The 15,911-nt window shown below is 36.7% G+C and carries 12 protein-coding genes and 2 tRNA genes; 11 read left to right on the forward strand and 3 right to left on the reverse strand.

Features of this window, described 5'->3' with window-relative positions; genetic code table 11:
* Positions 1–203 precede the first annotated feature (203 nt).
* From rseP to Q2U82_RS04380, 9 genes are all read left to right on the forward strand, one after another.
* Positions 204–1,529 (forward strand): RIP metalloprotease RseP, encoded by a 1,326-nt coding sequence (gene rseP, locus Q2U82_RS04340; RefSeq protein ID WP_410006488.1) that lies wholly within the window; start codon positions 204–206, stop codon positions 1,527–1,529.
* A 253-nt stretch (positions 1,530–1,782) separates the two neighbouring features.
* Positions 1,783–2,370: an RNA polymerase sigma factor gene (locus Q2U82_RS04345; RefSeq protein ID WP_410006489.1), complete on the forward strand. Its 588-nt coding sequence runs from the start codon at positions 1,783–1,785 to the stop codon at positions 2,368–2,370.
* Complete coding sequence (locus Q2U82_RS04350; protein ID WP_410006490.1) at positions 2,357–3,091, forward strand: tetratricopeptide repeat protein; 735 nt, start codon at positions 2,357–2,359, stop codon at positions 3,089–3,091. The genes Q2U82_RS04345 and Q2U82_RS04350 overlap by 14 nt, the downstream gene beginning before the upstream one ends.
* A 114-nt stretch (positions 3,092–3,205) precedes the next feature.
* Positions 3,206–3,279: transfer RNA gene (locus tag Q2U82_RS04355), tRNA-Asn, on the forward strand.
* A 171-nt stretch (positions 3,280–3,450) separates the two neighbouring features.
* The gene (locus tag Q2U82_RS04360) at positions 3,451–4,440 is read left to right on the forward strand and encodes a DNA topoisomerase IB (protein WP_410006491.1); all 990 of its coding nucleotides are present in this window, start codon (positions 3,451–3,453) and stop codon (positions 4,438–4,440) included.
* 435 nt (positions 4,441–4,875) lie between these two features.
* Positions 4,876–6,150 (forward strand): ribonucleotide-diphosphate reductase subunit beta, encoded by a 1,275-nt coding sequence (locus Q2U82_RS04365; protein WP_410006492.1) that lies wholly within the window; start codon positions 4,876–4,878, stop codon positions 6,148–6,150.
* Positions 6,151–7,941: a ribonucleoside-diphosphate reductase subunit alpha gene (locus Q2U82_RS04370; protein ID WP_410006493.1), complete on the forward strand. Its 1,791-nt coding sequence runs from the start codon at positions 6,151–6,153 to the stop codon at positions 7,939–7,941.
* Between the two features lie 318 nt (positions 7,942–8,259).
* On the forward strand, positions 8,260–8,541 hold the full coding sequence (locus Q2U82_RS04375) for a GIY-YIG nuclease family protein (protein WP_410006494.1): 282 nt from the start codon (positions 8,260–8,262) through the stop codon (positions 8,539–8,541).
* A 121-nt stretch (positions 8,542–8,662) separates the two neighbouring features.
* Positions 8,663–8,734, forward strand: a tRNA-Arg gene (locus Q2U82_RS04380).
* A 161-nt stretch (positions 8,735–8,895) separates the two neighbouring features.
* Here the strand turns inward: Q2U82_RS04380 and Q2U82_RS04385 are convergent.
* Positions 8,896–9,843 (reverse strand): NAD-dependent epimerase/dehydratase family protein, encoded by a 948-nt coding sequence (locus tag Q2U82_RS04385; protein ID WP_410006495.1) that lies wholly within the window; start codon positions 9,841–9,843, stop codon positions 8,896–8,898.
* Positions 9,844–9,943: 100 nt separating this feature from the next.
* Here Q2U82_RS04385 and Q2U82_RS04390 point away from each other — a divergent pair, with 100 nt between their 5' ends.
* A complete protein-coding gene (locus Q2U82_RS04390) occupies positions 9,944–10,552 on the forward strand; it encodes a hypothetical protein (RefSeq protein WP_410006496.1) in 609 nt (202 codons plus the stop codon).
* Between the two features lie 74 nt (positions 10,553–10,626).
* Positions 10,627–12,693, forward strand: a complete 2,067-nt coding sequence (locus tag Q2U82_RS04395) for a M13 family metallopeptidase (RefSeq protein ID WP_410006497.1) — start codon at positions 10,627–10,629, stop codon at positions 12,691–12,693.
* Between the two features lie 49 nt (positions 12,694–12,742).
* Here the strand turns inward: Q2U82_RS04395 and Q2U82_RS04400 are convergent, their stop codons facing one another.
* The gene (locus Q2U82_RS04400; RefSeq protein WP_410006498.1) at positions 12,743–13,552 is read right to left on the reverse strand and encodes an NAD(P)H-binding protein; all 810 of its coding nucleotides are present in this window, start codon (positions 13,550–13,552) and stop codon (positions 12,743–12,745) included.
* Entirely contained in the window at positions 13,542–15,911 is a 2,370-nt protein-coding gene (locus tag Q2U82_RS04405) for a M28 family peptidase (RefSeq protein WP_410006499.1), read from the reverse strand. Before Q2U82_RS04405 ends, Q2U82_RS04400 begins: the two co-directional genes overlap by 11 nt.

The raw sequence follows: 15,911 nt of genomic DNA on the forward strand, positions 1-15,911 counted from the left end.
AAATACTAATAAATCTATTTCAAAATAAATAATAATAAGCGGGAACACACCCGCTTATTTTTTTTGCAAGCTCTAAAAGGTTACTTTTGTGCGATTTTTGCTTAAAACCGACATATTGGCAAGCATTTTCATTTTAGGCTCGATTTTGGTAACGAGTGTTTAAAAAATTGAGACTTTTTATTAAAAAATCTATTTAAGAAACTATGACTCCATTCGCTGTTAAAGCTATACAACTACTTTTAAGTCTTTCATTACTTATCGTGCTTCATGAATTAGGGCATTTTATTCCCGCAAAACTTTTCAAAACTAGGGTAGAAAAATTTTACCTTTTCTTTGATGTTAAGTTTTCACTCTTCAAAAAGAAAATTGGCGAAACCGTTTACGGTATTGGCTGGTTGCCTTTGGGTGGCTATGTAAAAATAGCCGGAATGATAGATGAGAGCATGGACAAGGAACAAATGGCCGGTCCACCACAACCATGGGAATTCCGAAGCAAACCTGCGTGGCAGCGTCTTATTATTATGCTTGGTGGGGTTACGGTAAATATTATTGTGGGGTTTGTAATTTATATGGGGATCTTATATTTCTACGGCAGAAATATAACTACTAATGAAGATATTCCTCAGGGGTTTGCAGTAACCCAACAATTTAAGGAGTACGGTTTTCGTGATGGTGACCACATCTTAACTGTAAACGGTGAGCCGTTTGAGGATGTTATGGAAATTAACAGATATATGTTTTTACGCGATGTTTCAAAAGTGGAAGTAAAACATAGTGATGGTTCTATTGAATCCATTTCGATCCCTGAAGATGTGGGGACTAAAATGTTCCAGAATGATTCACATTTTCCTTTCTCACCAATGCGATTAGCTGTGATTGATACTATTTATCCAGATTATCCCGCTAATGATGTTGGGTTTGAAAAAGGGGATAAAATTATATCAGTAAACGGTAAGCCTATTCAATTTTTTGAAGAATCTACTCCTTTAATAGCAGCAAATGGGAAAAATGAAAATCTAATTGTAGTATCAAGAAATAACCAAATTGATAGTATTAAAGTTACTGCAAATGACGAAGGGAAAATTGGTATAAATGCCTTCGGAAAAGAGCTAAAATTAGGTAAAACTGAAATAAAATATTCCTTGACCGAAAGCATCGTTGGTGGTTTTGGTTATGGCTACAATACCTTGAAGGATTATGTTTCCCAATTTAAATATGTTTTCACCAAAAAGGGTGCAACACAAGTGGGTGGTTTTGGTGCAATCGGAAATCTTTTTCCAGATGCTTGGGATTGGCAAAGCTTCTGGGCAACCACTGCTCTAATATCAATAATCCTTGCTTTTATGAACATTCTGCCCATTCCAGCTTTAGATGGCGGGCACGTAATGTTTCTTTTATATGAAATTGTAACAGGCAGAAAGCCGAACGATAAGTTTATGGAATATGCCCAAATGGTCGGTTTCTTTATTTTGATAGCCTTGGTACTATTTGCCAACGGAAACGATATTTATCGCTGGCTGTTTGAATAAAGAATCAACAAATAATCTTTTTAAAAATACTTCGGAAAAAAACCGAGGTATTTTTTTTAAAAATTTTTGATGACAATTCCATCGCTTTTTCGATGTGCTTAAAATGGCAAAGTTGAGTTTTTGGCTTTTGGGCAATAAAATAGGTGATGGATTAGTTACTTTAAACGAAAAAAAATATCCACTTATCTTAAGTTGGTCAAAAATTTTAAAACGATTGCAGATAAATTGTATCTTTCTGTATTGTTTTAGAAAAATGCAGACAATCAGCAACCAAAAAATCAAGGATTTGCCATTAAACAGAACGACAGTGCTCATTAAACAAAATGACACTGCCACACTAAAGGAATTATACAAAGCAAACTTTACAAAAGTGAAACGCTACGTTCTTAAAAACAGTGGCGATGAACAACAAGCAAAGGATGTTTATCAAGAAGCATTTGTGGCAATGTGGCGAAATATTAAAGACGATAAATTTTCTGCGGAAAGCGAAACCGCTATTAATGGCTATCTTTTTCAGATTGCAAAATATAAATGGCTAGACCACATAAGATCCGTAAAATATAAAAACACAACATTCATAAATCGTGAAATTGAATATAACGAACCCGATACAGATGAAAACGAAGTTCAAAATAGAAAGATTAAACTAATAATGGATTCCATAGACCAACTTGGCGAACGCTGCCAGTTGCTGATGAAACTCTTTTATTTTGAACGAAAATCCTTTAAAGAAATATCTGAATTAATGGCTATGGACGAAGCTTCGGCTCGCAACGCAAAATATCGTTGTCAAGAACAATTAAAAAAAATGACCCAAAATATCCCCAATGGATTCAAATAACAAAATACAGAACAATCAGGAAACACAAGAGCTTATAGACGCTTACTTGCTGGAGGATCTGGACCCAAAGGCCCGTGCCGATTTTGAAGAACGGATGAAACTATTTCCAGACTTTCGTACCTTGGTTGAAGAGCAGAAAGCTATAATTAGAGGTGTGGAAGAGCACACTCTGAAAAATTCTTTTGAAGATTTTCACTCTGAAATTGTAGAAGAACCAAAAAAGAAGTGGCAATCCCCTAGTTGGTTAGCTTTGGCCGCCTCTGTTTTGATACTTATTTCAGTAAGTATATGGGCAATTTTTAGTAGTGGAAATTCATCCCAAAAAGTCTTTGCTGCAAATTTTAAACCAGACCCTGGCCTCCCAACGACCATGAGCACTTCTTCAAATTATGATTTTTATTACGGAATGGTAAACTACAAACGCAAAGAATACAGCGAAGCCATTTCGCGCTGGGAGACCCTTTATGCTGCAAATCCAGAGAATGATACGGTGATTTATTTTTTGGGTGTCGCAAATTTGGCAAATGGTAACGCCCGCCAAGCAAAAAAATACCTTCAATCGGCAAAGGAAAAACCCGAAAGTGCTTTTTATGAAGACGCACAGTACTATTTAGCATTGGCCCTTTTAAAGGAAAACAAAATAGAAGAGGCCAAACAAGCGCTGGCCGAAAGTACTTCTCCGGCCAGCATAGTGCTTCTTAAAGAAATAAAATCTTTATAATTTTTCCGAAACTTTCTTATTTTCCGAACTTTAAAAAAACAAAATCAATAAAGTTTTATTTTTTATTTTGACGGAATTAAAAAATAGGTATATTTGCAACCGCTAACGCAAAATTCCTCCTTAGCTCAGTTGGTTAGAGCATCTGACTGTTAATCAGAGGGTCCTTGGTTCGAGCCCAAGAGGAGGAGCACAGTTAGACAAAGCCTTTACAGAAATGTAAAGGCTTTTGTGTTTTAGATGGGGCAAACAAAGCTTAATACTTTCCATTTCCACAAAACTCCTTTAAACCAATTTTTTTTTGACGCGAACCCAATTGCAATTAGAATAAAATTTTGCTTTATTTTTAATTCAAAAAAGCTATGTATCAAAGAAAGAAGCACGGAAAAGGGTTTACCTATAAAGACAAAAACGGTAAGACTATTAAAGATGAAGAAATCCGAGAATGGATAAAATTATTAGTGATTCCACCTGCTTGGACAGATGTTGAAATTAATGAAAACCGAAAAGCAGATTTATTGGTTACTGGGAGGGACGACAAAGACCGCAAACAATATATCTATCACCCTAAATATACGGAACGCCAAAACGCTAAAAAGTTTGATCGGATTATAGATTTTGCTGATAAACTGGAACATATGCGCCGGGTTACTGGACAGCATTTACGCAAACGAAAACTAAATCGTGAAAAAGTGATGGCCACCATGGTCCGGCTTTTAGAATCGGCTTTCTTTCGGCCAGGTAGCGAGGCATATTCCAAGGAAAATGCAACGTACGGTTTAACTACTATGAGAAGTAAACATTTAACCATCAAAGGAGACGAGCTCATATTTTCATACAATGGAAAATCTGGGCAAGACCAAGAAAAGCATATAGTTAATAAAAAACTCGCTAAAATTGTAAAAGAGATTGACGAAATGCCAGGCTATGAAATTTTTAAATATCTTGATGAGGATGACAAAATTGTTGATGTAAAAAGTGATGATCTAAACAGCTATATTCAAGAAGTAATGGGAGAAGGATTTTCTGCCAAGGATTTTAGAACCTGGGCAGGAACGATGATAGCTGCCATAGCATTGGATGAGCTAGGAGTAGTAGATAAAAAGGACCAGAAACTTTTAGACAATAACATAAAAGAAGCCGTGAATTTAGTTTCGGAAAGATTGGGCAATACGCCTTCAGTAGCACGCAGCTCCTACATTGACCCACGTATTATAGAAGATTACACAAATGGCCGCACCCTGCAATATTTTGAAAAAGAAATTAGCCAATTGCTGAAAAAGGCCGAAAATTTATCCAAGGAAGAAATTGGAGTTTTATGTTTACTTCGCAATCGATTAAAGAAGAAATAGAAAATTGTCTATTGCAAAGTGTTCAGTTTAAACCTTATTCTGAGTTTAAATAAATCTGAAACGCCCTCTTTATTAATGGAGAGTATAGAAATTTCCTAAATTATATAACTAATTCAATTCAAGGAAATAACTTCAAGTTATCGGTATTTTAAAAGTTTATTTGAATTCTTAAAATAGCTTTTCGAATATCAACTTGAATTTCAACAATGGGTTGAAATAAAAAATGTTTTTTACTAAAATTTGGTAGATCTGCTTCCTCCATTTACCAAAATATGATTACAATTCTTTTATAAACCTACTGAATTCAAATCTTTTCAGATTTTTCAAAATTGTTGATAAACATTGGACAACAATTTTAGTCCCCCATTTAATAATGCCAATTATATTTTAATATTTATACTTCAAATTTATTTCTAATTTTTAGTACTCATTTCCATGGAAATTACCCACGTTATAAAAAGAGATTCAACCACGAAACTATTTCATTTACAAAAGATTACGGATGCAATTTTAAAAGCGATGACCGCTGCAAAACACGGTGGGCCAGAAGAAGCGCAACTCATCTCTGAGAATGTTTACAAAGCACTTTTGGAAAGAAAAAGAGTGGATGGAAAATATATACCCACGGTTGAGGAGGTTCAGGATTTTGTGGAAACCAAATTGATGGAAAGCGGATTTTTTGATGTAGCAAAAAGATACATTCTTTATAGAAATCAGCAGACCCAAAAACGTAAACTAAACATATTCGAAAAACGGATAAATTTAAAACCATATGAATATCCTGCACTTTATGAATATGTGCCAGCCATCCGCCATTCATATTGGATACATACCGAATTCAACTTTACAAGCGATATTCAGGATTTCAAAACGCGTCTTTCGGAAGTAGAACGAAGTGCTATTAAAAACACCATGCTCGCCATCTCGCAGATTGAAGTGGCAGTAAAGAGTTTTTGGGGCGATATTTATCACAGAATGCCAAAACCAGAAATTGGTTCTGTAGGCGCAACCTTTGCAGAAAGTGAAGTGCGCCATCACGATGCCTATTCACACTTACTTGAAATATTGGGACTTAATGAGGAGTTTCAAAACCTAAAGAAGAAACCGGTGATTATGATGCGGGTCCATTACCTGGAAACCGCTCTTAAAAATGCAAAAAGTGACGATAATAAGGAATATGCCGAATCTATTTTGCTGTTCTCTCTCTTTATTGAGCACGTTTCCCTGTTCTCACAATTTTTAATCATAATGGCCTTTAACAAGCATAAAAATATGCTGAAAGGAATTTCAAATGTTGTGGAAGCTACTTCTAAAGAAGAACAGATTCACGGTGATTTCGGAATTGATATTATAAAAATAATCAAGGAAGAAAATCCAGAATGGTTTGATGAAAGCTACAATAGCGTGATTCAGGAAGTTTGTAGAGAGGCCTTTATGGCTGAAAGCAGAATTGTAGATTGGATTTTTGAGGATGGCGAACTTGACTTTCTACCAAAAGCCGTTGTAAATGAATTTATAAAAAACCGTTTCAACAATTCCCTTGAGAGTATCGGAATTGGAAAAATATTTGAGATAGACGAAAGCCTTTTGGCTCAGACCGAATGGTTTGATGATGAAATTATTGGCACCAAGCATGGCGATTTCTTCGTAAAACGCTCTATCAATTACAGCAAAAGAACCCAAAGTATAACCAGTGATGACCTTTTTTAAATGAACGAACTAAATCAACACCTCGACACTCAGACTTCAAAAACAAATTCAGAAACCAATAACCTTGTAAACGCTCGAAAAGAAGCGCTCCATCAAACTGGAGAAAAAGAAAAACAAGGATTTGAATGGCTTACCGAACACAGTCGTAATTTTTTAGCCTCAGGTTATATTGCTCCTGGTGTTAGTGCGGAAGAACGTATTCGCGAAATAGCAGACAGAGCCGAACAAATATTAGGAATTCCAGGTTATTCAGACAAGTTCTATAAGTATATGTCTCAAGGCTTTTTCTCTTTGGCATCTCCTGTTTGGTCTAACTTCGGAAAGAAAAGAGGGCTTCCAATAAGTTGTTTCGGATCACATATAGACGATGATATGGGCAACATTCTATACACCCAATCTGAAGTTGGTATGATGTCTAAACTTGGTGGTGGTACATCAGGTTATTTTGGGAAAATCCGTCATCGCGGAGCTGAGGTAAAAAACAATGGGCAAGCTTCTGGTGCTGTTCACATTATGCAATTATTTGAATCTATGGTTGATGTGGTGAGCCAAGGTTCGGTTAGACGTGGCCGTTTTTCTCCCTATTTACCAGTGGAACATCCAGATATTATGGAGTTTTTGGAAATCGGTACCGAAGGAAACCCAATTCAAGAGTTAACTCACGGCGTAACCGTAACCAATCAATGGATGGAACAAATGGTAGATGGCGACGAAGAAAAACGTGCAATTTGGGCAAAAGTACTTCAGCGTAGAGGCGAAATGGGCTATCCCTATATTTTCTTTAAAGACAATGCCAATAATTTTGCAGTAGATGTTTATAAGGATAAAAACCTTCCTATATATGCCAGCAATCTTTGCACTGAAATAATGCTACCATCAAATGACAATTGGTCTTTTGTTTGCGTGCTTTCTTCAGTAAACCTACTTCACTATGACAAGTGGAAAGATACCGATGCAGTGGAAACCATGGTTTATTTCTTAGACGCTGTAATAACTGAATTCCTTGATAAATTAGAAGACTATCGCGACTCAGAAAGTAGAGAGGATCGCCAAACTTTTCTATTTATGGAAAGAGCCTACAACTTTGCAAAAGACAATCGTGCTTTAGGACTTGGAGTTTTAGGCTGGCATTCGTTACTACAATCGAAAATGCTTCCGCTTAACAGTCAGAAAGCTTATGATTTGAACAGTGAAATTTTTAGAGTTATTAAGGAGAAATCCTATAAGGCCTCAGAAGAGTTAGCTGAAAAATTTGGAGAGCCTGCAGTGCTTAAAGGCTACGGAAGACGCAATGCAACTCTTAATGCAATAGCTCCAACAACATCATCTGCCTTCATTTTAGGGCAAGTTTCACAGGGAATAGAACCAATATGGTCCAATGTGTATGTGAAGGATATCGCCAAGATAAAAACAACCATTAAAAATCCATTTTTGGAGCAATTGCTTGAAGAAAAAGGAATGAACACTTTGGAGGTATGGCGAAATATTCGCGATTACGACGGCTCCGTTCAGCATCTTGATTTCTTGACAGATAAAGAAAAGGATGTATTTAAAACCTATTCTGAAATAGATCAAATGGATCTAATTTATCAAGCAGCAAACCGTCAAAATCATATTGACCAAGGACAGTCGGTAAACATTATAGTACATCCTGAAATGCCTGTGAAAGAAATAAATAAAATTCACGTGACCGCTTGGAAACTTGGATTGAAATCTCTTTACTATCAACACAGTATGAATGCCGCTCAAAAATTTGCACAGAAAAAAGACTGTGCAAGTTGTGAGGCATAAACTTCGGAATTAAAAAATTTTTATAAACTCAACAGTAATTAAATAAAAGGATAGGTTCAAAAATAGCTGAGCCTATCCTTTTTTATTCATAGATACATTAAAAGAAGACCACAAGAAAGATCAAAAATATTTAAATTTGCCCCAGTAATATAGGCCTCATAGTTCAATGGATAGAATAGCCCCGAAGCCTCGGGGTCCTAAACTTTAGATCCAAAACCACTAACCTTACCATCTTTGAGGCTGCCTAAAGTGTCCTGACACCTTGTAATCATTGAACATATATAATTCCGTACATTTGGTATTTACTATTTTTCCAGCATGCATTATCTGTATATAATTTATTCCGAGAGTTTAAATAAATATTATATTGGTGAATCTCCAGATATCTTAAGGCGTTTAGATCAACATAACAAACATTATTTTCAGAAAAGTTTTACAAAAGCTGCAAATGATTGGAAATTTTCGTTGACATATCAATGTGAAAATAAAATACAAGCTTTATTTCTAGAAAAATTTATAAAAAGAATGAAGAGTAGGATTTTTATTGAAAAAATCATTGGTAACCCACATATACTTTCAGAAATATTAAAAAAGATGTAGCTCTACCTTTCCAAATTTATTAACTCGCAACAACATTGATGAAGAGTAGGTCTTTGATTCCTATAGCTTGAAAAATGACTAGCGGTTTATTAAAAATACCTAAATTTAAACCCTCAAATAAGGTCCCATAGTTCAAGGGATAGAATAGGAGTTTCCTAAACTCTAGATCCAGGTTCGAGTCCTGGTGGGATCACTAACTTTGGTCAAGGAATAACCCCAAAATGTCGGGATTCTATTTAGATCCAAGTTCCCCCGATCCTTCGGGGTTGGTGAGGCTACAAAAAACCGTTCCTTTTTAGAACGGTTTTTTTTTAAATCTAAACTTGAATAACGATTGCTCCTAAAGAGTTAAAATCAATACTTCTCCTTCAAGTTTTCAAGCATTATTTTAGTCATTTCATCCAGAGAAATTTCACTTTTCCAACCCCAATCTACTTTAGCCTCACTATCGTCAATGCTTTGTGGCCAGCTATCTGCAATTGCTTGTCTGAAATCTGGTTCGTAACTAATTTTAAATTCAGGAATCTGCTTTTGAATACTTTTAGTAATTTCTTCGGGATTAAAACTCATGGCCGAAAGATTATAGGAACTGCGTATTTTAACCTTTTCACTTTCAGCTTCCATTATGCTTACTGTAGCATTTATGGCATCATCCATAAACATCATTGGCAGTGTTGTTTCGGCATTTAAAAAGCAAATGTATTTTTTGTGCTTCAAGGCTTTGTGGTAAATATCTACGGCATAATCCGTAGTTCCGCCTCCTGGAAGCGTTTTATAACTTATAAGCCCCGGATAACGGATGCTGCGAACATCCACCCCATAACGGTTGAAGTAATATTCACACCAACGCTCCCCGGTTTGCTTGCTGATGCCATAAACAGTACTGGGCTCCATAATTGTTCGTTGTGGGGTATCTATTTTAGGAGTTGTGGGGCCAAAAACTGCAATACTGGAAGGCCAGAATATTTTCTCAATTTTTTTATCCTTAGCCAAATTCAAAACGTGAAAGAGTGAATTCATATTCAGGTTCCACCCTTTCATCGGGAATTTTTCTGCAGTGGCAGAAAGCATTGCCGCCATCAAATAAACATCAGTGATTTCGTGGCGAATTACAATTTCTTCAACTGCGTCATAATCCATTGCGTCCAAAATTTCAAAGGGGCCACTCTTCATTAGCTCTTCATCACCTTCGCGGATGTCGCTCGCTATCACTTTGTTCTTTCCAAATTTATTTCTTAGATAAATCGTCAATTCAGTACCAATCTGTCCGCAAGCACCAATAATCAAAATCCGCTTTTTCATCCGTTTAATCTTTTAAAAAATGAAGTGTAAATATACATAATATCAGCTCTTTCAGTACTTAAAAATTTTATGTGCCATTTGGTTAATAACCAGTATCTTTGTGCCTCTTTTATACTTTATGAAGTTTATAATTCCTGTTTTATTAATTATTGGTTTCACTTTTTCCTGTGGAAATTCTTCCGAAGAAACCCAAAACCAATCATCCTCAATCGACACCTCCATAATTTTTGGGAATAAAGGTTTTGAATTTCCGCAACTTTCTGCACCAGCAAAGGAGCAGGCTGTACATTGGGGCGTTTTGGAAGATTTTCTTTCTGAAGCAAAAAATGTGAACGGCAGCAATTACCAAGACTTGCGAAACCGTTCTGAGCTTTTAAAGCAATATTCCGATTCGCTTTTAAAAAATATTCCCGACACTTTAAACACCAAACCAATCAACAGCAGATTGTTGGTTCTTAAAACCAGGTCTTCATTGCTTTTTCAAACTGTACACCAAGCTAGCATTGATTCTTTAAAAGTTCAAAATTCAATGGAAGAGTTGAACCTTGCCGTAAAGAACTTGATCGTTCAATTGAACGAGAAATTTCAAAAAGATAATATTGATTTCCAAAGAAAAGAAGACGAAGAAAACGAACTGAAAAAGCAGCAGCGCTACAAAGATTCCATTATGAACTTGGAACTTCAGGACAAAAAGAACAAAAAAGTGTAACAATCGAAGAAAAAGAACAACTTATACTTTCAGTATAAGCTCAAACATTAAATACTTTAAACCAAAACGATATAATGAAAACTAATTTTTTTAAACCTTTATTGGCCTTTACAGTAGTTGCAGTAGCCGCAACCGCTTGTAAAGAAAAAACTGATGTGGCTGTAGCAGATACGGAACCACACGGAATTATTCTTGCAAACATGGATACCACAGTAAGTCCAAAAGCAGATTTTTACAACTATGTGAACGGAAACTGGATGAAAAACAATGAGATTCCAGACGATCAAACAAGTTGGGCCGGGTTCACCATTCTTAGAAAAAAGACTGATGCGGATATGCTTAACATTTTGGCAAAAGCAAAAGAAAGCGGAAAATACGCTCCCGATACAGACCAAGCCAAAGCTTTGATGATTTATGAATCTAAGTTGGACACTGTTGCAAGAAATAAAGCCGGTATTGATCCAATAAAACCAACACTTGAAAAAATTGCAGCTATTAACAGCATGGAAAATTTTCAAAAATTAATAAGTGAAGATGCCGTTGCCGTTTCACAACCGTTTTTGGGTCTTGCTGCTTTTTCAAACCCCAGCAATAGTGCTATGAATTCAGCATATATTACTCCAGGAGGTTTGGGCCTTCCAGATCGTGATTTTTATACCAATACAGATCCTGCTTCAGTAAAAATCCGTCAGCAGTATGTGGACCACATTACACGGATGCTTCAGTTTTTGGGTGATACTGAAGAATCTGCCCGCAAACAAGCTGAGACCATTCTCGCTTTTGAAACAAAGCTAGCTACTCCAAGATTGGATAAAGTTGCGAGCCGTGATTTTAGAAACTTCAACAATCCAAGAAACATTGCCGAATTACAAAACATGCTTCCTCAACTTCAATGGGAAGAGGTTTTCAAAGGTATGGGCGTTACCAAAAAAATGGACACCGTTATCGTGATGCAGCCAAAATATATGGAGACTTTGAAGCAAATGTTCGCGAAACCAGATTTTGATACTTGGAAAACCGTGATGCGTTGGTCAACCCTAAACAATTCCTCAGGAATGTTAACTACGGAAATTGACAAAGCAAATTGGGATTTTTACAGTCAGACCCTAAACGGAACTAAAAAACAAAAACCTGCAAACGAGCGCGCCCTTGCAACAGTTAACGGAAGCGTTGGTGAGGCTTTGGGAAAACTTTATGTTGATGAAATGTTCCCGCCAGAGGCAAAGCAAAAAGCAGAAGCAATGATTGCTAACGTAATTGCAGCATACAAGGACCGCATCAATGCCTTAACCTGGATGAGCGATAGCACAAAGATAAAAGCAATTGAAAAACTTGATAAATTCACCGTGAAAATTGGATATCCAGACAAGTGGAAAGATTATTCTACTATGGAAGTGAAACCGGGCAATACCTATTATGATAATATGGTTGCGGTTCAAACTTGGAATTTCAAGGACAATCTTGATAAAATTGACGAGCCTGTAGATCGCACAGAATGGGGAATGAGCCCACAAACAGTGAATGCTTATTTCAATCCATTTAACAACGAGATCGTTTTCCCTGCTGCAATCCTTCAACCACCTTTCTATGATTATAAAGCAGATGAAGCAGTGAACTACGGCGGAATTGGCGCAGTAATTGGTCACGAGATTTCTCACGCATTTGATGACAGCGGTTCGCGTTTTGACGCCAACGGAAACTTGGTGAACTGGTGGACAGATAAAGATCTTGAAAACTTCACCGAACGTGGCAATAAGCTTGCAGATCAATACAGCAATGTTGAAGTTTTAGACAGTGTTTACATCAATGGAAAATTCACTTTGGGTGAAAACATCGGTGATCTTGGTGGTGTGTTAGGTGCTTATGATGGTTTGCAACGTTTTTACAAAGAAAACGGACGTCCAGATAATATTGATGGTTTCACGCCAGAGCAACGTTTCTTTATGAGCTGGGCCACAGTTTGGCGCACCAAATCTCGTGAAGAAGCACTTCGCAACCAAATAAAAACCGATCCGCATTCTCCAGGAATGGTTCGTGCTACACAACCATTACTAAATGTTGATGCTTTTTACGAAGCTTTTGATATTAAGGAAGGCGACCCAATGTATCTTGCTCCAGAAGAAAGAGTTCGCATTTGGTAGTCCCTAAAATATTTTTGAATGAAAAAGGAGCTGTAAAAGGCTCCTTTTTTTATATAGAAGTTTTAAAAGTATAATTTAAAATAGATTTCAAATTTTCCGAATCTACTTGTTTAAAAATTTCATCTGAATCTCCTTCCGCAAAAGTGGGTGGCTCCAAACCAAGATCTTTTGTCTTTTGAATATAATAATCAGCTTTTGTGGGGTGCTTTGGGTTTACAGCGTTAAATACTTTTCCAAAGGCATCCTGCTTTAAAATTTCAACCAAAATTGAAATGCAATCATCCCGATGTATCAAATTTACAGGCGCATTGCCATCTGCCAAATCTTTGCGTCCCGCCAAGTATTTTGCAGGCTGCCGGCTTCCACCAATCAATCCGCCAAAACGCACAATGGTGGTTTCTAATTCTTCCGAATTAAAAAATAATTCTTCCACTTGCCGCAATTGTTTCCCTGAAATGGTTTCGGGCTTTGGTTCGTCTTTTTCGGTTACATTCCCTTGCGAATCATCATACACCGAAGTGCTGCTCACTAAAATAATTTTCGAAACTGAAGCTTGTTTTATGGCTTCCAGCAAATGAACCATTTTCAAAACATAATCTGCTCCCGTATTTTTCCGAAGTCCGGGTGGAATCATTATCGCTAAGCAATGGACATTCTTCAAAAGCGCTTTTATTTCACCCTCAATTCCCTTTTCTGAAATTTCTAAAGGATACGCTTCAAAGCCATTCTGTTGCAATAAAGTAGCTTTTTCAATTGTTGTCACTGAACCTTTTATTGTATAGCCCAGAGAAGCCAGACGATAAGCCAAGGGTTGTCCAAGCCAACCAAGACCTGCAATAGCAATTGTTTTATTTATCATTCAAAATAATTTCTGGATTGGTATTAATTGTATCTGCAATTTTCACTCTTAAAGAATCTACGGAAAATGTACGTTTCACCGCAACCGCATCTGTAATTACAAATGGCTTCGGCATAGTGTAATCAGGTCTTTTTGAAATATTGAATTGTGGATCGGTCATCAAATCAAAAGAATATTCCAATACTTTGAAAGAAACAGAAGCATCATTTTCCACAGAAAAATTCACTTTAAGAGAATCATTTTCCGAAACATAATAATTGATGAGTGCATTGTTTTTAGTGCCGCGATAATCCTTTATAGAATCTAAACCTGTAGCTCTTTTTCCGTTGAATTCTAAATATTTAAAATTTGTACTTTCAACACTGTACAAATCTATCTTGTTCACGCTGCGTTTTGGAACAATTATAAACATAACATTCCGGAGGTTTTCAACCAACGTATCTTTCTTTAAAATCACTTCAAAATCTGGAATGTTCTTTTCGAGGGCATCGGCTGCATAACTAAAATTAGCACCGTATTTATTGTAAGCTACTTCATCTAAAATATTGGATGCTGTTTCGGGTTTCTCACCTAAATATCGCTGCGTCCATTCATCTATTTCTTTATCGTATGTGAGCCAATAGGTTTTGTTGGCATCAGCATCTTTATAATAAACGAGGCTGTTTGGTTTCTTCCGTTCTTCGGAAAAATCACTTTTTGAATGGGCCTTCATAAAGAAAAATATTGCAAGTAGGAAGCAAAGAACTGAAAGTAATCCTTTCCCTTTATAATACCCAAAAACTGGCCACAGTAAAGCAAAAAGCAAAAGAGTGAACACACAGCTAATCACTAGCATTTTTAAGCCTAAACCAACTGGGAAAAATTGAATGAGCGGTGCAAAAATAAATAGCGCGGGAGCCGACAAAAGCGTCATCGCCAAAAGGTTGGGGCGTTCCTGCCGAAGCATCACAAAAAATGACAAGAGCCCAAAAAATACAGGAATGATGAAAAATGCCGCACCTTTCAAGATTATAAAAACGGCCACATTTATTAAAAGCCAGAAAAACAAAGGAGCTACATAAAATGAAGGCTCATTGAATTTTTTGGTGAATTTTTTATAAATCGCAAATGTGATTGCCAATGAAAGAAAAACAAAAAAAGCAATATACCAATGGCCATTGTAAGTGAAGCCTTGTTGGATTTCTGCATATTGCGGATAAAGAATTAAAATCAATTTCCAGCCAAATAGCCCGATAAGTCCACAAATAATCAATGAAAGTAAAAAAGGAACAAAGCCCAACGCCATGGTTTTCCCGTTCAATTTTCTTCTGTAAAGTCCGTAAAAAATTAGAAACAAAAACAGTAACGTTGCCAATATAAGCATAGGCAAAATCCACGAAAACGGATAACTTATCATTTTAAGCAACGGAAGGTTTACATAAACATCATCCGTTTTTGCCTTCAATTTTGAAAGATCGGCGTTGGCAAAATAATGAAGCAATGGGAGGAGATAACTACCTTGATGGGCAAGGCTGTTTCGGCTTAAATTTTCAAAAGTATCGTTAGCTGTATGATAGTTAAAGTGACTGTCAATAAAGGCGAAGAAGAAACTGGGTATATCGCCATCTTCCCTAAAAACAGTAGAATCAGTATCATTCGGAAGCATTTTGTAAACGCTGTACATTAAGGAAGAGGCGACCGGAAAATCTGGATTTGCTTCAATGAATTCTTTAACGAGTGCAGCATTTCCGCCATTGGTTTCCAAAATCATATTGCTTGGGCCACTGCTTCCGCGCGCTTCAAAATTGAGCACCAAACCAACGTTTTTTGCCCACGGATGTTGGTTTACAAAAAGTTTGGCCCCGTCCAATCCAATTTCTTCAGCGTCAGAAAAAAGAATGATGATGTCGTTTTTAGGTTGCTCCCTTGAAGCCAAAAAAGCACGGACACTTTCTAAAATTGTAACCAAGCCACTTCCGGCATCGCTTGCGCCAAAAGATGGAACAAGCGCACTATCGTAATGTGAAAGTAACAGTAATGCTTTTCCTTCCCCAGAACCTTTAATTCGAGCAATAATGTTTATGGGTTTATCAAGGGTTTTAGATTCTGGGTTTAGGCTAAATCCTTTTTGAATGTGTGGATCGAGACCTAGTTTCCGCAATTCTGAAATCAAAAATTCACGAACTTCTTCGTGTCCCTCAGAGCCTAAATAATGAGGTTTTTTTGAAATTTCGCTTAAAGGCTGCAGTGCTCTATCTACAGAAAATTTAGTGGCGGGAGCCGTTTCATCTCCATCGTAATGGGGCGTCAATCCGAAAAAACTATAATAGACTAATGCAATTATCAGCAGTAGCGAAAGGATGGCGCCAATTTTCTTCAT

This window comes from Aequorivita nionensis (genome assembly GCF_046352995.1).
In the GTDB taxonomy this organism is placed as follows: domain Bacteria; phylum Bacteroidota; class Bacteroidia; order Flavobacteriales; family Flavobacteriaceae; genus Aequorivita; species Aequorivita nionensis.

Excerpts from the sequence above, each read along its gene's own strand:
- Q2U82_RS04375 (WP_410006494.1), top strand. The coding sequence starts at position 8,260 with ATGCATTATCTGTATATAATTTATTCCGAGAGTTTAAATAAATATTAT.
- Q2U82_RS04400 (WP_410006498.1), bottom strand. The coding sequence starts at position 13,552 with ATGATAAATAAAACAATTGCTATTGCAGGTCTTGGTTGGCTTGGACAA.
- Q2U82_RS04350 (WP_410006490.1), top strand. The coding sequence starts at position 2,357 with ATGGATTCAAATAACAAAATACAGAACAATCAGGAAACACAAGAGCTT.
- rseP (WP_410006488.1), top strand. The coding sequence starts at position 204 with ATGACTCCATTCGCTGTTAAAGCTATACAACTACTTTTAAGTCTTTCA.
- Q2U82_RS04360 (WP_410006491.1), top strand. The coding sequence starts at position 3,451 with ATGTATCAAAGAAAGAAGCACGGAAAAGGGTTTACCTATAAAGACAAA.
- Q2U82_RS04385 (WP_410006495.1), bottom strand. The coding sequence starts at position 9,843 with ATGAAAAAGCGGATTTTGATTATTGGTGCTTGCGGACAGATTGGTACT.
- Q2U82_RS04395 (WP_410006497.1), top strand. The coding sequence starts at position 10,627 with ATGAAAACTAATTTTTTTAAACCTTTATTGGCCTTTACAGTAGTTGCA.
- Q2U82_RS04365 (WP_410006492.1), top strand. The coding sequence starts at position 4,876 with ATGGAAATTACCCACGTTATAAAAAGAGATTCAACCACGAAACTATTT.
- Q2U82_RS04345 (WP_410006489.1), top strand. The coding sequence starts at position 1,783 with ATGCAGACAATCAGCAACCAAAAAATCAAGGATTTGCCATTAAACAGA.
- Q2U82_RS04405 (WP_410006499.1), bottom strand. The coding sequence starts at position 15,911 with ATGAAGAAAATTGGCGCCATCCTTTCGCTACTGCTGATAATTGCATTA.
- Q2U82_RS04370 (WP_410006493.1), top strand. The coding sequence starts at position 6,151 with ATGAACGAACTAAATCAACACCTCGACACTCAGACTTCAAAAACAAAT.